Raw genomic sequence first — 19,124 nt, 5'->3', positions numbered from 1 at the left:
ACGAAGGGAGTTGGCTTTATTTCTTATATTCCGAAATCTTATAAAACTGTCATGCCAGCCCCGATTTTGCCTACGTTAACCATGGGCAGCAGACCATACCAACCACGCCTGCACACTATACTCCGGCACCCCACCCGGCCGTGCGCCTCCGGGTACCCCCCGCACCGGCCAGAGCCTTACCCGGTATAACGGGCCAAAAACGGGCCTGTTGTGCTGCCTTGTGTGTGTGCCACGTCATACGGCACACCCTGCGCCACAATGCGCCCTCCCCGGCTGCCTGCTCCCGGGCCCAAGTCAATAACCCAGTCGCTCCTTGCAACAAGCCGCATATCGTGCTCGGCCACCAGAACGGTATTACCGGCCTGCACCAGCTCATGCAGATGTTCCATCAGCCTGTCTGCATCAAACGGGTGCAGGCCGGTTGTGGGCTCGTCCAGCACATAAAGCGTGTGGCCACGCCGCTGTTTCTGCAACTCCGTTGCCAGCTTGATCCGCTGTGCCTCCCCACCGGAAAGCTCGGTTGCAGGCTGCCCCAGAGTAAGGTGCCCCAGCCCGCCACGTTGCAGTGTGGCCAAAATCTGTGCCGGACCCGCATCTTCGGCCAGGAACAGGCAGGCTTCATCCACCGTCATGGCCAGAAGGTCGGCAATGGAACGGCCACGGTAAGTAACCTCAAGCACCTGCGGTTTGTAACGCGCTCCATGGCATGTGGGGCATGGCGCGTACACACTGGGCAGAAACAGCAGCTCCACCATGGTTGCCCCGGCCCCTTCACAGGTTGGGCAACGCCCCTTGGGCAGGTTGAAGGAGAAGTACCCCGCATCATACCCCCGCTTTTGTGCCAATTCCGTTCTGGCATAGAGTTTACGGATCATGTCAAACAGACCCGTATAGGTCGCAAGGTTGGAGCGGGGCGTGCGCCCTATGGGTTTTTGGTCAATGACCACCAGACGCCTGATATGCTCCAGCCCCTCCACAATATGGCCCTGCGGCTCCCCCATGGGGTTAGAGGCTACAATGGGGTCCTCTTCCTCCTCCTCCACCGGGGTTTGCCCCAGCGCGCGGGCGACAATGCTGGTTAACACCTGACTGACCAGGGAGGATTTACCCGAACCCGACACCCCCGTAACCGCAACCAGCGTGCCAAGAGGAAAAGCCGCGGAAAGATTATCCAGATTATGCCACGTCAGACCATCCAGCCGCAGCCACGCCTGTGGCGTTCTGGGCGTGTAGGCCACTCGGGCGGAGGGGGCGAACACGTAATGGCGGGTATGGGACGCAGCAATATCTTCCAACCCGGCAAGGGGGCCGGAATACAGTATCTCTCCCCCCCGTGTGCCCGCCTGCGGCCCTACATCCACCACCCATTGCGCATGGCGGATAATATCCAGATTATGCTCAACCAGAAAAAGCGAGTTCCCTGCGCGGCGCAAGCGCTCCAGTGCGGTAAGCAGGGCCTGTGTGTCCGCCGGGTGCAACCCGGCTGATGGTTCATCCAGCACATAGACCACTCCAAACAGGTTGGAATGAATCTGCGTGCCAAGCCGCAGGCGCTGGTATTCCCCGGGTGAGAGGGTCTGCACGCCCCGATCCATTTGCAGGTAGCCGAGCCCCAACTCTTCGAGCACACCAATCCGGGCGGCCATGTCCTGCACAATCCGCTCCGCGGCAATGGCCGTTGCATCTGCTGCGGGCTTTGCGCCAATAGTCGTGCGAAGCGTTGCGGCTATTGTTTCCAGCGGCAAGGCGGTCATGGCAGCTATTGTGTGCCCGCCAAATGTTACACGCAGGGCATCGGCATTAAGCCGCTGGCCGTGGCAGGCCGGGCAGAGTGTGGTGGTCATGAATGCCTCGACCCGGCGGCGCATCATGGCACTTTGCGACTTGGCAAATGTTTGCAGAATATATCGCCGCGCCCCGGTAAATGTACCTTGGTATGCTGGCTCCACACCCTGCGCCATGGCCTGCACCACCTGCGCGTGGGTCAGGCCGGGATAGACCGGGTATGTTGGGGTTTCATCGGTAAAAAGTATCCACTCGCGCGTTTTTTTTGGCAGGTCGCGCCAGGGAATATCAACATCAATACCTCTGGTGATCAGAATATCCCGCAGGTTCTGCCCCTGCCATGCACTCGGCCACGATGCCACAGCCCGCTCACGGAGTGTGCGTGATGGGTCTGGCACCATGCTCTCCTCCGTAACATCATGAATACGGCCCAGCCCGTGGCAGCGTTTGCAGGCCCCCATAGGCGTATTGGGGGAGAAGGATTCCGCCTCCAGCCGAGCCAACCCCGGAGGATAATCCCCCGCCCGCGAGTACAGCATGCGCAGCAGGTTGGAGAGTGTTGTAATACTGCCCACGGACGAACGGCCCGAACTCCCTCCGCGCTGTTGCTGGAGTGCTATGGCCGGAGGCAGCCCATCCACCCCGTCCACATCGGGAACAGGCATCTGCTGGAACAGCCGCCGGGCATAGGGCGAGACAGATTCCAGATAACGGCGCTGGGCCTCTGCGTACAACGTGCCAAATGCCAGCGAGGACTTGCCCGAACCCGAAAGCCCCGTAAACACGACCAGACTGTCCCGCGGGATGCTCAGGCTAATATTTTTCAGGTTATGTTCACGCGCCCCACGCACATGCACAAACCCGTTATCTGCCTCCCGGCCTGCTTCTTCCACTGGGTGCCTGCTGTGCATAGGGGATTACCTTATTCCTGTGGTGCCCTGAGCTCCGGATCCTTGAACCGGCGGTTGGCCAGCACGGGCAGAACCTCACGGGTTGCGCGCATACGCTCCTTGTCCACATTGGCAAAGAGCAGGTCCGGGCCACTCCCCGCGCGGGCCACGGCAACCCCCATAGGGTCCACCAGCATGCTGCACCCTATGTTGCGGGGGCCGCACTCGCCCACGGCGGCTACGTAGCAGGTGTTCTCCAGCGCACGGGCCGTTACCATAACTTCCCAGTGCCATTCCTTGCCGGGGCCGCGCACCCATGCGGCTGGCACGCTCAGCAGATCCGCACCACGCACCACAAGGGAGCGTGCGACCTCGGGGAAGCGCACATCGTAACAGGTCATCAACCCCACACGTATATCCCCCACCTGCACAATGGGGGGGAGTTCCGTGCCGGGCACATAGTCGTTTGATTCCTTCATGTTAAAAGCATCATACAAGTGCAGCTTGCGGTAGCAGGCCACCACCCCGGTCGCATCAAGCACAATCTGGCAGTTATGGGTCAGCGCAGGTACGGCGGGAGTGGCAATGCAGCAGATAACGCTCAGCGCCTTACCAGCCAGCGCGTTAACCAGCCCGCTGACAAATGGCCCATCCAGCATTTGCGCCGTGCGTACGGTAATGCCGGGGTCGTGCATATCTGCCGCGATAATACTCTCTGGCAGAATAAGCAGCCCGGCCCCTTCCGCCGCAGCCCGCTCGATCAGGGATACGCATTGATCAAGATTGACGCGCCATTCCGGTGCAACGGCAAATTGTCCTAGAGCGATTTTCATCCGAGGAATCCTTAGGGGCCAAACCAGCGGCAGACGCAGGCACGCACACCAGCGCATCAGCTTGGGTAAAAGCATAACCGATCAGGCGCAAAATCAAACCCCCGACACCTGACTGCCTGATCATCCCTGCCCGGCTATTCATCATCAAATCATCACACTTTGCCCGGTGCTGTTTGGCGTATTGGAAGTATTTCTGCCCATGCCAACAAAAGGCCTGCCCCATGCGCCTGCGTGCTTTTGCCCTTTGCACTGTAACAGCCTGTGCGCTCCTGCACGGAGGGTTGGTGCAGATAACGTGGGCACAGCCCGCCCCGCTGCCGGATGGACGGGCCGTGCTGCCCCCACCACCCACTACAGGCTCACTGGCGCAGGAAGCAGACAGGCAGGCTTTTGAAGCCACACGCGCACTCCGGGGTAGTCCGCGCTGGCAACTGGCTCATGATGATGCCGACCTGAGCCCGCAACACATCATACGCGATTTTTCCTGCGCCGCAGGGTTTGCGCTTATCCCCGACAGGCTGCCAGCCCTGCTAACCCTATTGAACGCACTGGCCAAACCACTTGAACAACGCGTTACCGAAGAAAAAAACTTCTGGCACAGGGCACGGCCATTTGTTGGCACCACGCAGGATATCTGCACCCCCGATGCGCGAACAAGACTGACCAGCAGTTTTGCCTATCCCTCCGGCCATACAACATGGGGATGGATGGTGGCCTCCATTCTGGCAAGTGCCCTGCCTGAGCGCGCCAGCCAGATTATGCAGCGTGGCCGGGTTTTTGGGGAAAGCCGCATTGTTTGCGGCGTGCACTGGAAAAGCGATGTGCAGGCCGGCTACATAAACGGAAGCACCATGTTTGCCGCATTGCAGGCACAACCGTGGTTTACACAACAGGTCGCAGCAATCCGTAACGAGCTGGAGCAGTTGCAAACCCACCCTGGCGCGCCCGATGCCGCAACCTGCGCCATTGAGCATGAGGCCGCAACAAACGCATACTAACCTCACACGCCTGCCCCACAGCGCGGGGCTGAAAACCGTAGCCTATGGGGCAGCAAAGAGGCGGCCCCACAGGCTGGATTTTACCAGCTATACCCTATGCTGGCCTGTGCGTTGCGGCGCTCCCCAAAGAAGCAATAGCCACCAACACCACCATCGGCATAGCAGTTGCCAATATAATTCTTGTCAAACAGGTTGCGGACATTGGCCGAGATCTTCCACCCATGCAGAGAGGGGGAAGCATTGGACAGGTCATACGACACGGCCGCATCAAACAGGGCGTATTGTGGCAGCCATACACTCCCATTTTCCAGTTCACCGCCATATGTTTTGGCCGTGTAGCGCATCCCGCCCCCAAAGCCGAACCCTTTCAACCGCCCTGAAGGCATGGTGTAGAATGCAAACAGCGAGGCATTCCCTCTGGAAGACTGGGTTAAGGGCTTACCGGTTGAATCATCCTTGATTTTTTGAACACTGACCGCTGCAGTCAGCATCAGATTGCGGAAGGGTTCTGCGTGAGCTTCAAATTCAAAACCATCCGAATGCACCAGCCCGCTCTGGGTGTAGCTCTCCATGGCTGGGGGAATGGCGACAAGGACATTGCTCTGCTCAATATGGAACCCTGCAACGCTTAGCAAAAGAGAACTGCCGGGAAGCTGGTATTTTAACCCGCCCTCCAGCTGCTTGCCTATGGAGGGAGACGCCTGACGCGTCACCCCGCTGACAGATGTTGCAACATTCCCCACTTGCGGCTGAAAGGAGGTGGAGTAGCTGATATAGGGAGAAAGCCCGAAGTCGAAATGATAAAGGCCAGAAGCACGCCACGTAATCTGGCTGGAGCTCTGCCTGTCATCCGCGGGCGTAATATAGGTAATCCGGTGGGCATGGAACCAGTCATTCCGCAGGCTGCCGGTTAGAATAAAACGGCGCCAGCGGATTTCGTCCTGCGCGTAAACACCAATCTGCTGTGAATCCACCCGGTACCCGACGGAGGGGCTCATGTCGGGGATGGCCATATTATAATCAGGGTGCAGCACATCCATGTCCGGTGCAGTGCCCGAACTTTCATTATCCAGGGATTTCTGCTGCATATAATCCAAGCCAACCATCAGCGTATGCCGCAATGCGCCAGTGTGAACATTCCCCTTGAACTGGCTATCAAATGCCAGATTCCGGTTATGCTCATGCGCTCCGTAGGAGGAACGGCCAAGCATGGTGCCACTTGTCATGTCAGCACTATCGTAATCGCCTGAATTGAGCACACTGCGATACGTTGTCATAATATCATCGTAACGGCCGCGCGTGCTAAAGCTCCAGTCCTCATTAAACCGATGGTTCAGGATATAGGTAATCCCACCCTGCCTGCGGTTGTATTTTTCAAAAGCTGCGTCCCCATCATAAAAATTGCGGGGGAGATAGCCAAATGTGCCGCGTTTGAGCGACCCCACAAGTGGCGCGCCGCCATAGGATCCATTTTCGGGGTCATACTGGTAATTCCCCAGCAGGGTCAGGGTTGTTGGCCCATCCCCCCCAAACGTAAAGGCCGGGCTGATGCTAAAGCGTCTGCTCCCCGTTCTGGCAAGCTGGGTATGCTGCCCATTGACCGTGCCATACAACCGGTAGCGCACAAGACCATCATCCGTTGCAAACCCGCCGACATCGGCATCAACACGGTAAAGGTCGAACATGCCCCCTGTTGTATTAACACTACCGTAAAACTTCTGGTCCGTTGGCAGCTTGCTGGACAATGCCGTAAGCCCCCCGGGGCTGGACTGGCCATACAGTGCAGAAGCCGGGCCTTTAAGCAGTTCCACCCGCTCCAGCCGCGATGTATCGGTCTGGGCAATGGCAAAACCCATTGGGCTGTCCTGCAGTTTCAGTCCATCCAAAAACGTGGGGACGGTAAAGCCGCGCAGGTCAAACAGATCATACCGCGTGCCCTCCCCGCCGCGGGTATCAGCCGTTATCCCCGCAGCATAACGCACCGCCTGATTGAGCGTTAAAACACCGCGTGTGTCCATTTCATCCCGCGTGATCACGGTCACGGATTGTGCGGTTTCAACCAGCGGTGTGTTTGTTTTGGTTGCAGAAGACGCCATGACGGAAGACCGGCCGTGGCCACGGACCTCCACCAGTTCATCCTGCGCAATGCGGGCTTTGGCTGGCTTGGCTGCGGTGTGTGCAGGTGTGAGGGTTTGTGACTGCGGGCGATTATCCGTCTGCGCATCCTGCTCTGCTGCGAACGCGGCGTCACTCAGAGCAAACGAGATGAAAACCGTATAAAAAAGTTTGCTGCGCTTCATACCCAACTCGTTTCGTTACCGGCTTCTCCTTACAGAGGGCAGCTGTCGGTATTCTTATTAATAATGAGACTTAATTGCGCTCCTATCCATATTCATAAAAGTCAGCAAGCAGCACCCCGTGCCATTGGCCCAAACGCGACACTATTCCGCCTGAACGCCAAAACCCGCCTGCCCGATACCCGGCAAGCAGGCCCAACATGACGCACGGATATGATTTATTGTGGTGGGAAGGGAAAAAGCGCAGCGCCACAATGGGCGCAGGACTGCGTAGAGCGCTCGCTTTTACGAGCGAGGTGTTGGCAGGGAATTAACCCGCAATGTGCTGGGAGCTACGCCAAACGTGCGATGAAACATGGTGCTGAAGCTACCGGCATTATCATAACCAAGGTCAAACGCGACCTCCGCAATGGATTGCCCTGTAGCAAGCCGGGAGGCTGCCTCCACTACCCGGACCCTGCGCCGCCATGCAGCAAAGCCCATACCCATTTCCTGCTGGAATAGGCGGGTAAACGTGCGCCGTGCCATGCCGGCTTCCCGCGCCCAGTAATCAATATCGCGGCAGTCCCCCGGCTGGGCGGTAATGGCTTCGCAAACACGGCGCAGACGAGGGTCTGATGGAAAAAGAAACCTGTCTGCAATACGCGGCGCGCGGGCAACTTCATCCACTAACAGCCGGGCAATGGCGGACATGCGTTCATCCATGTCAAAATTAAATGTCATGGCAACAATTTCGTCCACCAGCCCGCGCACGAGCGAGGAGGCATCGAACATCTTGCATGGCAACGTATCCGCCCCGATCAGGCTGGGCGCGACATATACAACCTGAAAAGCCAGATCGGTCCTGCATGTTGCCTGATGTACAACGTTGGCCGGTAGCCAGATTGCCTGCCCCGGCCCAAGCACAAAGCTCTCATTGCGTGTATTAACGGTTACGCTCCCGGCCAGAAAAACCGAGAGCTGCCCCCGTTCATGGGCATGGAACGCATCCACAAACCCACCTGTATAACAATCGGAAAACCCGACAACGGGAGGCGGATGCCGCGGGAAATCGGCAGTTCGTTTCATGACGCTATAATCCAGTCCATTTTTTACAAAACCACCCAATGGACTGCCTTCAGGCTTGATCAGGCCGCATTATTTCAGATTTTTGGCCAAAATATCAAGTCTGTTCTGTTAGGCCACAATGCGTGGCAATACGCCTTCCCCCGCTCCAATGCCGACGGCACAAACTTCATCCCGTATTATGGGGCTTTCTCGTCCGGCTTTCATGCCACAAAAAACATTTGTCCATTATTTTTAGCGGTCACAAGGTCTGGCACCCCTCGTTCCCAAATTCTGGTGCTGCCACGCATGCGGGCATTGCAGGTTCAAAACTGAGAATACCCCAGCCAGCGCGCATCGCACACTGGCTGGGTCAATACCTGCATTCAGGCTTAGTAATGACCGCGTAGAGTAAAACTGAACGTACGGGGTTCACCATAAATCATGCCATCGTAAAACCCTGCCTGCCGGACATAGGTGCGATCGGTAAGATTTGTAATGTTGCCTGCAATATCCAGCCAGTTCGCAACACGGTAGCGGGCCATGATATTGATAAGCGTATACCCTTTAACCCGAAGGTTGGATGCATCATACTTGCCACCCCCAAGAGGACGCCCCGGGTTGGTTGTCCATTCCGTGCTGGACTGGCTGGATACACCCCCACCAATGGTAAGATGATGCAGTTTTCCGGGGAATGTGTAGCTCGTTGTCAAACGCACAAGGTGATGCGGGTCCTGACGATAGCTCAGGCCTTTTTCGTAAAGATAGCTATACCCAAAAAAGACATTCCAGCCGGGCAGCAGCTCGCCGGAGGCATCAAAGTCGATCCCTTCCGTTTTCACGCCGTTGACTGAATCGTAAATGGCCTCACCCGTGGTAACGTTTGTGGCACCAGTTGCCTGTGCTACGTTGCTTTGCCGGTTAAGATAAAAAGCCAGAGATGTATTCAGGCGCTGTTTGAAGAATGCCCCTTTCAAACCCGTTTCATAGCTCTTGCCCATGACCGGGTTGAGAGGTTTGTTATCAGAATCCCGCAGGTTTGACTGAGGCGTATAAACGTTTGTGTAGCTTCCATAAATCGACATGGTTTTGGTAAAATCATAAACCATACCGGCATAAGGCGTTAGCACTGCATTCTGCTGCCCTGTGCTGGAAGAACCGGAATACTGGTTTGCCTTGTTATAAGTGCCCGTATAAGCCTGATAACTGCTGATACGCCCACCCAGAATAAGCGACAGCCCCTTGGCCAGCACAAAACGCCCGGATGTATAGGCACCATAATTGCGCGTAACATCAACCTCACGCGCGTGGGTACGATGCGTTACAAAGTTGGGGTAAGAGCCATCCCATGTCTGCCAGTTCGCAATGGGCAACCCGGTCGCACGGTACTGGCACCCTGAATACGGCGTAACCCCGGCAATGGAGCAGTTCCCCAAAGCATTGCTGAATGTATATTGCGTCAGCTCGTCATTATAACCATTAAAGCCGAACACAAGCTGGTGCTCATGCCCCAGAAAATGCACCGGACCAGAGACATGCACATCAGCATTGTCGCGTGCATCTTCATACTCGGCATGAAGAGCATTCAGATAAGCGCCTGTGCCGTCCTGATTCCAGAAACCACCGTAGGTTTTCCGTGTTGCATTGTTAATTTTTGCAACGCCAAGGTTGTTATAGGAACTCCCCTGCGTACGCATGTACCCAGCCTTCAGGTGCCAACCGGCTGAGAAATCATGATCATAGTTAATAAAAGCGGTGTACTGGTCGCGGGTGGCCTGGCTCCAGTCTGCCGCAGGGTTTGTGCTACGGGAGAGGTTTGTTTTTGTCCCATCAGCATACCAGATTGGCACGTTTGTCCCCCAGGATGCGCCATCATTTTGGGTTCGTTCATACTGGAAGCCAAAATTAAGGGTATCGCGTGAGGATATGTCCGCCGTAAAGTTTGCCAGCGCACCAATACGGTTAACGTGTTCACGCACACGAAAAGTATCCGTATCATCCCACGAAAAAACATACCGGCTACGGATGGTGCCCGAGTGGTTTAATGGCGCATTCAAGTCCGCCATAACGCGGTGCTCGTTCCAGTTCCCCAGCCTTAACAGGCCATTGGCGGAAAATTCGCGCTGCGGTGCCTTGCGTTGCAGATAAATTGTTGCGGATGGATCCCCCGTCCCGCCCAGCAGACCATTGGCACCACGGACAATCTGCACGTTGTCGTACAGGTCCATGTTCATGGATGAACCCACACCACCAAAACTGGTTGAGGCATCAATCTGCATGCCATCAATCTTGTAGTTGGTAATATCAAAGCCACGTGCGCGGTAGGTTGTGCGACCGGCATTATCGTTGGCGTAAGAGGTAACACCGGGGGTCGTGTTCAGAACATCATCAAGGCTATTGATCTGCTGATCATCCATGACCTGCCGGGTCATGACGGTAACGGTCTGTGGTGTTTCTCGCAGGCTTAGCGGTAAACCGGTTGATGCGCTTGTTTCCGATGCCGTGTAACTGCCGCGGTCCCACCTGTGGGCTTTAACCAGAATACTCTCGTCCGCCTTGGAAGCGACATTGACGATGGTCTTCTGGTTTTTATTCGCCTTTACCGCTGGGGTTTTAGGGGCGTCCGCTTTTTTTTCCAACACTTCGTCTGAAGTTGTCTTGTTATTCTTATTATACGCCGCGTCTGCTGCCTGTGCAGACAATGCTCCCCCCAGAGAGAGGAATGTCGAAGCCAAAAGAGCGGTTACGCGGAAAGATGTTACGGGACGGAGTGTCACATCAAGGTCCTACCAAAGAGGTTAATGCGAGTCATTCTCATAAGCGGCGCGTCTAGCAGACTCCCGCCCTCACCCAAAGCGACAATATATTACAATTTATTCATATTTCTTGTGATTGAGATACCAGATCGAGGGAACCCGGCCGTATTCCCACAGACAAAAAGGTATTGTCCGGCCAGATAATCCCCGTATTCTGAGCGGACTTCTGTAGGTGTTCTGCACTGGCCTTTAGTGAGACTGTGCCCCTAACAGGCATGGTCCATATAAAGCTGTATACACTTATTTTATCTGGAAACTGTTCATATCCATGCTTTCAGGAGCACCAGAACACTACGGATAAACGCGCTCCGCACAAATGAGAATATGTCGCAATTAGGCGCCTCCTTCATGATCCTTATCATTCCCAATACAATTGGCCAAAATTCTTATGCCCGCTTGGGGAATAAATATCTTATTATTTGAACAAATAATCCGGATTTAAAATATGCATTACGAAATATTGAATGCTACTCCTAAAATTATATTATAAATACTTTCATAAACATTTCTTCTGAAAAGAATTTACAAAAAGAATGAGACACAGTGCAGCTAGAGATAACACAACCGAAATTAGAAAAACTGTCTCGTATCCTGTCCTGCCAGCCACAAAGGCACCAGTCGCTCCAAGAGAGGCTGCCGCAATGGCGCTTGCACTTTGAAATAATGTAAAATCTATTCCGGGTTGATGAGGAGCCGTAAACGCCATTAGTCGAGAATAACTGGCAACAAAACTGGCCGCCATAAGGACTGCCTCACACACAAAGAGGGCGAATAGAATGGATATGTGCAGGAACTGAAGCTTAATCGAGGAAAAAATCACAGCAAGTAAAGCGGCCTGACAGATGGCAATAAGATACATGCCATTTTTTGCACCGGTTTTGCGCACCACAATACCGCCAACAACTGTGCCGCATAGACCAGCAACAACACCGCCCATACCGTTAAAAACTCCAACAGTATTGAGCGGAATACCCTGATCAATCAAAAAAGGACCAGTCAAACCCTGCACTAACCGGCCACTCATTTCATACGTCATGGTCAGAACAATGCCACACCATATTTCTCCCCTTCTGAGCGCATTCAAAAGGCCGGGGCGTAACTCCTGAAGGCTGACCGGAAAAACCTCTCTGTTTTCATGGGTATAAAAAAACATTGGAGCTGTAAGGCTTCAAACGGCTCTGTTGCACAATTCCAGCGATTGGGCGTGCTGCAATCTTTGAGGGGTTTTCTGACGCGACAGGGTGCGTGAGGGGGATTCCGAGGGCTGTGAAGCGATTGAGGACGGCGATCCGGACATGAACTTCGGTGACCTGACGGTCGAAATCGCGTGCTGTCGATCAGAAGATGAAGCGGACCGTCTGAACTGCGATAGGAGATATCGACCGTCAGGGCTTTCTGCCGACGACTCAGCGTGCTGAAATCCGGCACAGACCATGCCAGCCCCGCCAGGCGCAGGAGGCTTTCGACAAAGCCCGTCGTCTGTCGCAGGGCAAAACCAAACAGAACCTTCAGCGTCAGACAGGCCTGGATCGCAGCATCGCTGTAACTCCGCTGACGACCGCGGCGCCCCGTCGGAAGACCTTCCCAATTCATGGACGGGTCAAACCACACCGTCAGACACCCACGCTTCTTCAGTGCTGCGTTGTAGGAGGACCAGTTCGTCGTTCGGTAGCGTGTGCGCTTCGGCTTGCTCATCACTCACAGCTAACAAACTGGTTTCAAACAGGGAATCCCTTGCCAGTATTTCTGCAACAAAGCCCGCCAACCGGCGTGTGGTGCTGGGCGGGCAGATGCTGGCCGTGAAAGGCATGCTGCAGAAGGAGGGCGAGGTCGTGCATCTGGTCGCGAAAGAGATCACGGACCTTTCCGGATTGCTGGCCGATGTCGGGAACCGATCCTCCGCAGACACCACAGTCGACATAGACTTAGGCAGTGAACGTCTCGTCGTCAGATCGCGCAATTTCCACTGATCAATAAGGCCGCCGATAAAGCTCACGCTATCGTGAAAACCCTCGTTATGAGCCCATAACTACGCTGGAGTTTCACTCCCATTTGCATCCTATACGCATCCTGCGCAGTGCTTCGGCCACAAAAAAACCCGCCTGATTGGGCGGGTTTGTCGTGTCTGTTCAGACGGATATGCGTGGTTGCGGGGGCACGCAGACACCGATACCCACATTCACTTCAGGTGGCAATATAATTACACAACACCAGAGATTTAACACTTTAAATCAAGAAAATATCGGCTTATTTCCGCTGAAGCGGTAACGTTCGGTCGAGGAAAAGTCCGCTCACAGGACTACACGGCCTCTGCATCTGAACGCCCATCCAAAGCGGAATATCGTTGCACGCATGCCATCCACGGTCTCCGCCAATGAAAACGGTGAAACACAATTCTCTTCAGGTGTAACCCAAATGATCCAGAATTCAGTAAACGCGCTCTAAGTTGTCGCAAATGAGAAAGCTTTCGATAGCCTGCTTCAGGGAACAAAGGTAACATGCCTGTCACTTGCCTAAGCACGGAAGTGCGCCTTAAGTTTAAATCATTGCAATAGCTAATGATTCGTAGGGCGACGTGTGACTATCTCAAAAATTCACATCGAAAATATTCGTGGTTTTGAAAAGGTAACTTTGACGGTTAATATTCGCCCAAATTGCGCTAACATACTTGTTGCACCGAATGGCTTCGGCAAAAGCAGCATTTCTACGGCTTTCAACTGCGCCAAGGGCAACAAACTCAATATTGACGAAAAAGACAAACACAAGAAAAAAAACACGGCGGTATCACGCCTTTCCATTGAATACGGTGGAAAAACCCTGAATGCTGATCCAAACCTGAATGAAATATCAAATGAATTTGATATTCATGTAATTAAGTCGAACATTGAACCAAAAGCTAAACTTCCAAAAATAAATGGCTTCACAGTAGCAAAACCTTACTTAGAAATTCCATCACTTGACCTTGGTCCATCTCTTAAAAAAGAGAAGTTGAATTTTAATATAAATAAATACAAGCCGTTATTCGGAATAAATTCCAAAGTTGTCCCTAACATATCTACCCAGTACGACGACGAGCTTCTCAGAAGTGAATTGCTTGGCGTCATCGCCTCTATAGACAAGATCAAGCAAAAAAAATCATCTGACTTGTTCGAAGAAATGATCGAAACGATAAAGAGTCTGTGCGGAACAAAAGCGTCAATTAGCAACAAAGTCGCAGCCGAATACGCTCAGAAATTTAATGAACTGCCACATTTCAAGGCCGTCTTTGATGTGGTGATGAAACACGGGCAAGGGAGCTCTTCTTGGCTTGATTGCGCCATCATATGCTACATACTGATGGACTTAAGCCAATCCGACAGGCCGAACCTGAAGAAATGGTTACAATACGCCGCGTATTCCCGGCGTCTGCAATCTTTGAAAGATTTCATCAGAGACATTAATGGAGCTTGGGTAACTGCCGAAATAAAAGAGACCAAAGGTCGCGTCCTAGTCAATTTTCCTGATGCCTCGTCGCTCTCAAATGGGCAACGCGATCTTCTTTACTTCGGTTGCAATTTGCTACTAACGCGGGAGACAACTAGCACTAAACCCTGCATTCTGCTGATCGATGAAGTCTTCGATTATCTTGATGATGCGAACATCGTTGTTGCTCAATACTTCATAAGCAAATTAATCGATACGTATCGGGAGGAGAGTAGGCAGATTTACGTTTGCCTCCTAACCCACCTAGATCCACTGTATTTCAAAGGCTACGCACTTAAGCGCCAGCAGACCATATACCTGGGAGACACAACCCAGAAAATTAGTGAAACTATGCGAAAAGTAATCACACACCGGAATGATACATGTTGGGCACAAGAATTATCGAGATACTTCCTTCATTACCATCCCGACAACTATGACATCTCAGATATATTCAACACTCAATATGGATTACCGAAGAAGCACGGCAAAAGTCATAACTTCTACGCCTTTTTGAAAGAAGAATGGGACAAGTGTGTTTCTGGCAGCGGATGTTACGATCCTTTCGCAGTATGTGCCTATGTCCGAGTGGAAATCGAGCAATGCACTTACTCTAAAATCCAGACGCAACCGGAGCGACAGAAGTTTCTAATCGAGTATAATGGCACTGCAAACAAACTCAACTTTGCCGAATCTATAGGTATTTCCGTCCCGGAAGCATGCTTTCTACTAGGAGTAGTATACAACGATGCCTTGCATCGAAAGGGAGCGATCGATCAGTCTTCTACCATCGCTCTTAAACTCAGAAATTTAGGGATTCAGAGCATGATTAAGCAAGCGATCAACTGGTAGAACTAGACAAGGATGTTTCAGGGAGCGCCGCTATAGCCTACTGACGAAATTAGTTTACGTGTTTAGTTTCGGGGTTTGATGGGTTGGATTGATGACATCTTCGGTTAGGGTCTGGAGCACGGCTTCCGACCTGAAATCGAAACCGAGGCTCTCCATTCGGCCCAGAATCTACCCCTGCCGGTGACGCACCGCGGCCAGTTCATGGGAAATGGTGTCCTTGTCCCACTGGAAGCCGAGCCAGTCTTCATGGTGATAAAAAACGTATCGCGCCATATTCCCTGCACCCCTTGCGGAGAATATGGCGCCTAATCGCCGCAAGCTACAAAATTATATCAGCATGAGATTCGGCAAATAATTCATTTTCATCACGTTTAATGCCAGCACAAGTGAGAAAGGCTAAGCTTCCTTCAAATTAGCGATTCCAGCATCATGTCTCACGAATGATATAACGTCGACTAATGAAAGCTTAACGATATGAGGACGAAATTCGTTGCCCTGCGGCATCATCAGGGCTGTTACAAAAGTCGCCATTTCGATATCCTAGACGTCACAAGATTGTTTCTGAGTTTGGAAAAGACGCGGTGACAGATGAAATGGGAAGCAAAAGTTGGTCATGGGCATCGGCTCGCGACCAGGAGGAAGAGTTAAGTGAGCGGTTCTAAACCTCAGCAGATACCAACGTTGGCACCCTTCCTGAAATGGGCTGGTGGAAAACGCTGGTTTGCAGACCGTTGTCTCCACCTGACGCCGCAGACTTATAATCGTTATATTGAACCATTCCTCGGAAGCGGGGCGATGTTTTTTGCACTCCGGCCCGCCGAAGCGGTCTTATCGGATCTTAATCCAGACCTTATCAACTGTTACCGTGCCGTCTGCGATACCCCGGAAGACATCATCGAACGCCTAACAGAATATCATCGGCTACATGACAAGGCATATTATTACGATACCCGAGCAGTAAAGCCTAATGATCCAGTCGAACGCGCGGCATGGTTCATTTACCTGAACCGGACATGTTGGAATGGCCTCTATCGAGTCAATCGCAAGAATGAGTTTAACGTGCCTATCGGCACTAAGACTAGCGTCCTACTACCGAACGATGACTTTGTCGGGACAAGCCGCCTCCTATCAGGCGTTGAGATTTTACAGCAGGATTTTGAGGTGACACTGAATAAAGCAGAGGATGGCGACTTCGTGTTCGTCGATCCACCTTACACTGTAAAGCACAATCTAAACGGTTTCGTTAAATATAATGACAAAATCTTCTCATGGTCGGACCAATTACGCTTGCGGGATGCCGTTGTCCGTGCTGCAGCGCGTGGAGCCCGAGTACTAGTAACGAATGCCAACCATTCCTCAATCCGTGAAATATATGATGGCGTGGGTCGGCAGCAGGTCGTCGGACGCGCTAGTGTGCTAGCCGCAAGCAAAGCACACCGTAGCCAAACGGAGGAACTCGTAATCCAAACATGGCTGGACGCACACATCGACAACGCAACTGTCTCTTGTAGGTCTGCACCAGAAGCAAGCAATTATCAGACATTAAGTAGACCTTTGATCAGCGAGAAGATTGTCAATTGAAGTCACCCACTCAAGTAGGCCGATCCCAACAAGAGATGGCTTCTTAATGACACCAAATCAACATTCATTTTCTAATATAGCTTACAGCCGACATTGAGAATTTGGAGGACGCAGTGCCGTTTATCGATCCTGCTGAGGCAGCCTTACTTCGTGAAAAGATGAGCAAAGACAAGTCCCAACTTGGCAAGCTCTATAAGGCAAGGTTATCCAAATTTCATTCCCGTAGTGTAGAACACAGTCTAGTCGAAGACTTGCTCGAAGAAGGCTGGGAAGAATATGGAAAACCCTTAAAAACGAAGACGCACCTTCGAAAATCAAAGAGCCACAACGTCCAATTTGAAGACGACATCTGGTGCCAACTTTATCGTCTCGGCTATCGCATGCTCAATGTGGACGAAAATTTTTGTCTGCCTTTTGGATCTAATCCATCCGACAAGAAACAGATCGACGTCGTTGCGATCGACGACGACAGCGTGTTGCTCGTCGAATGTAAGTCGAGCAAAACTCCCGCCAGAGCTCCCTCCTACAAAACCGAATTCGAAGCGCTACGCTTCCGTCTCGATGGTTATCGGAAAGCAATTGATCAAATATTTGGTCCTGGCAGGCGCATAAAATACATATTTGCGACTAGAAATCTGAGACTAAGTAGAGATTCGGCCGACATAGTAAGACTAATGGAATCTGGTGGATTCTACTACAACGACAATACATTCGATTATATAGAAAGTCTTCTCAAGTCTTATCGGGATGCTGCTCATTATCAATTTATGGGCTTGATAATGAAAGGGCAAAACATCAATAAAACGAAAATAGAGGTCCCAGCTATTGAAGGTACGATGGGCGGGAAAACATATTATATGTTTTCTTTAGAACCTGAATTACTTCTGAAGATAGGTTTTGTCCTGCACCGTACTCGCGCCAACGAGTCTGAGATGCCTACCTACCAGCGTCTTCTCCTCCCATCTCGTCTAAAAGGAATCACTAAATTCATCGATGGAGGAGGTTTCTTTCCAAATTCAGCGATTCTAAATTTTAACGAACGCGAGACAAAACTCGATTTTCAAGGCCAACCTCGTTCAAAGGATTCTGTTTCTAGAACTGGCATATTAAAAATTCCGAATGCATTTGCGATTGCTTATATTATTGATGGGCAGCATCGGATTTACGGGTATGCGAACTCGAAATACAAAGCGAACAACACGATACCGGTCGTCGCCTTCAAAAACCTCGAGCCTGGCGATCAGCTTGAGTTATTCATGCAGATTAACGAGAATCAGAAGGCAGTTACCCCCACTTTGCGAATTACCCTAGAAGAAGATTTATACTGGAATTCTAATCGTCTGGATTCACGACTAAAGGCCCTTCGCTCATCCGTAATTCGAGCGCTTAGCGGAGACGCATCCGGCCCCCTTTATGGCAAGATCTCTCTTGGCGAAGACCGATCGATGCTTCAGGCTAAACCATTCGCGGACGCACTTATCAAGTGCAAGTTGTTACCCGTGGCAAAAGGCAACAAATTTATCGAGGGAACGGCCACCCCATCGCTATATGACACCACAAATGTTGATCATAATGACGAGATGATGAAGGCGAGGAGTCGAACGGTAAGCTTTATCAACGCCAGTTACGTAATGGCGGAAGAATCGTTTGCACAAGATCAAGAAGTACTAGGCACCTACATTTTATCAAACCGAGGCAGCTTCGCTTTTATATCACTTATCGGCGATCTCCATGCATTTGAAGTCAAACAAAACTCTATTTCGATTAAATCTACCACCGAGCAACGGATAGACGCTATTGGGAAGTATCTGCTGGTTCTTTTCAATGCATTGAAATCAATGATACCAGAGGATGCTGAAATATTAAGTGGAAAGCTTGGCAGCGGTGCTGAGGTAACTTGGTTACGGTTTTTCCAAGCATATATTAACAAAAACTTCGCTGATTACGATCCGCCTGAATTGCAGGATTGGCGAGAAAGACAAGATAAGGCGCTCCAGACCACTGGTCGGGATCTTGGAACCCAGATTGAACGACACATGAAGAGTTTTATTATCAAACAGTTAAAAGCACTGTTTGGCGAAAATTGGGATATCGAGATTGGCACGATCCAACGTGAGTGCGAGATGCGCGCGAAGGAGCAGATGGAAAAAGATTATAAGGACGGGCTTGGACGTCGCGAAATACCATGGACAGATCAGTTTTTCATCAAAGACTACAAGACGATTATCGAGAAATATTGGTCAAAAAAACCCGAAGGCACTGCAAACGCATTGTCCTTCGAGCAGCATTTTTCAATAGATATCGGGCACGGCTTTAACAGCAAAGCCGACAAGATAAAATGGATTTCGTTTTTTAACACGCTGAGAAATAACTGGGCTCACGAAGGAACAAAAGAAAAAGGATTGAACAAAAGCGACGTCGAACTATTGACAAAAATTCATGACTGCCTTGGTTTAAATCCCTCCCAGAGCAGAGCCAATTTGAATGGACACATCCAAACTAGTGAAAATTCATGATAAACAATGAATTAGAGCAATTCCACTGAACTTTAGTTCAGTGGAATTGC

The 19,124-nt window shown here is 51.7% G+C and carries 10 protein-coding genes and 3 pseudogenes; 5 read left to right on the top strand and 8 right to left on the bottom strand.

Going from position 1 to position 19,124, the window contains the following annotated elements; genetic code table 11:
• Positions 1-176: 176 nt before the first annotated feature.
• Complete coding sequence (locus GOB83_RS10075; RefSeq protein WP_165925958.1) at positions 177-2,696, bottom strand: excinuclease ABC subunit UvrA; 2,520 nt, start codon at positions 2,694-2,696, stop codon at positions 177-179.
• An 11-nt stretch (positions 2,697-2,707) separates the two neighbouring features.
• Positions 2,708-3,508 (bottom strand): deaminated glutathione amidase, encoded by an 801-nt coding sequence (locus GOB83_RS10070; RefSeq protein WP_095349787.1) that lies wholly within the window; start codon positions 3,506-3,508, stop codon positions 2,708-2,710.
• A gap of 221 nt (positions 3,509-3,729) precedes the next feature.
• Between GOB83_RS10070 and GOB83_RS10065 the strand changes: the two genes are divergently transcribed.
• Positions 3,730-4,506, top strand: a complete 777-nt coding sequence (locus tag GOB83_RS10065) for an acid phosphatase (RefSeq protein ID WP_165925957.1) — start codon at positions 3,730-3,732, stop codon at positions 4,504-4,506.
• 80 nt (positions 4,507-4,586) lie between these two features.
• Here the strand turns inward: GOB83_RS10065 and GOB83_RS10060 are convergent, their stop codons facing one another.
• From GOB83_RS10060 to GOB83_RS10040, 5 genes and pseudogenes are all read right to left on the bottom strand, one after another.
• Positions 4,587-6,806 carry a TonB-dependent siderophore receptor gene (locus GOB83_RS10060; RefSeq protein WP_165925956.1) on the bottom strand — a complete coding sequence of 740 codons (2,220 nt, stop codon included), beginning with the start codon at positions 6,804-6,806 and terminating at the stop codon, positions 4,587-4,589.
• A gap of 282 nt (positions 6,807-7,088) precedes the next feature.
• Positions 7,089-7,871 carry an AraC family transcriptional regulator gene (locus GOB83_RS10055; protein ID WP_086646422.1) on the bottom strand — a complete coding sequence of 261 codons (783 nt, stop codon included), beginning with the start codon at positions 7,869-7,871 and terminating at the stop codon, positions 7,089-7,091.
• A 368-nt stretch (positions 7,872-8,239) separates the two neighbouring features.
• Complete coding sequence (locus GOB83_RS10050) at positions 8,240-10,624, bottom strand: TonB-dependent siderophore receptor (protein ID WP_264802378.1); 2,385 nt, start codon at positions 10,622-10,624, stop codon at positions 8,240-8,242.
• A 535-nt stretch (positions 10,625-11,159) separates the two neighbouring features.
• Positions 11,160-11,816, bottom strand: coding sequence for an MFS transporter (locus tag GOB83_RS10045; RefSeq protein WP_165925955.1), 657 nt, complete (start codon positions 11,814-11,816; stop codon positions 11,160-11,162).
• A gap of 155 nt (positions 11,817-11,971) precedes the next feature.
• A pseudogene (locus tag GOB83_RS10040) lies at positions 11,972-12,358 on the bottom strand (transposase); the annotation flags it as partial.
• Positions 12,359-12,423: 65 nt separating this feature from the next.
• Here GOB83_RS10040 and GOB83_RS14970 point away from each other — a divergent pair.
• Both GOB83_RS14970 and GOB83_RS10030 read left to right on the top strand, forming a co-directional pair.
• Positions 12,424-12,633 (top strand): annotated as a pseudogene (locus GOB83_RS14970) (OB-fold nucleic acid binding domain-containing protein); the annotation flags it as partial.
• A gap of 607 nt (positions 12,634-13,240) precedes the next feature.
• Entirely contained in the window at positions 13,241-14,977 is a 1,737-nt protein-coding gene (locus GOB83_RS10030; protein WP_165925954.1) for an ATP-binding protein, read from the top strand.
• 90 nt (positions 14,978-15,067) lie between these two features.
• Here the strand turns inward: GOB83_RS10030 and GOB83_RS15185 are convergent.
• Positions 15,068-15,250, bottom strand: a pseudogene (locus tag GOB83_RS15185) (DUF4172 domain-containing protein); the annotation flags it as partial.
• A gap of 375 nt (positions 15,251-15,625) precedes the next feature.
• On the opposite strand from GOB83_RS15185, the gene GOB83_RS10020 reads away from it, so the two are divergent.
• Positions 15,626-16,558 (top strand): DNA adenine methylase, encoded by a 933-nt coding sequence (locus GOB83_RS10020; RefSeq protein ID WP_165925953.1) that lies wholly within the window; start codon positions 15,626-15,628, stop codon positions 16,556-16,558.
• Positions 16,559-16,671: 113 nt separating this feature from the next.
• Positions 16,672-19,074 (top strand): DGQHR domain-containing protein, encoded by a 2,403-nt coding sequence (locus GOB83_RS10015; protein WP_165925952.1) that lies wholly within the window; start codon positions 16,672-16,674, stop codon positions 19,072-19,074.
• Positions 19,075-19,124 lie beyond the last annotated feature (50 nt).

The sequence above is a fragment of the Acetobacter fabarum genome, assembly GCF_011516925.1.
GTDB lineage: Bacteria > Pseudomonadota > Alphaproteobacteria > Acetobacterales > Acetobacteraceae > Acetobacter > Acetobacter fabarum.
This window is presented reverse-complemented; position numbering and strand designations above follow the sequence as displayed.

Coding starts and splice junctions, on each gene's coding strand:
- GOB83_RS10075 (WP_165925958.1), bottom strand. CDS start 2,696: ATGCACAGCAGGCACCCAGTGGAAGAAGCAGGCCGGGAGGCAGATAAC.
- GOB83_RS10070 (WP_095349787.1), bottom strand. CDS start 3,508: ATGAAAATCGCTCTAGGACAATTTGCCGTTGCACCGGAATGGCGCGTC.
- GOB83_RS10065 (WP_165925957.1), top strand. CDS start 3,730: ATGCGCCTGCGTGCTTTTGCCCTTTGCACTGTAACAGCCTGTGCGCTC.
- GOB83_RS10060 (WP_165925956.1), bottom strand. CDS start 6,806: ATGAAGCGCAGCAAACTTTTTTATACGGTTTTCATCTCGTTTGCTCTG.
- GOB83_RS10055 (WP_086646422.1), bottom strand. CDS start 7,871: ATGAAACGAACTGCCGATTTCCCGCGGCATCCGCCTCCCGTTGTCGGG.
- GOB83_RS10045 (WP_165925955.1), bottom strand. CDS start 11,816: ATGTTTTTTTATACCCATGAAAACAGAGAGGTTTTTCCGGTCAGCCTT.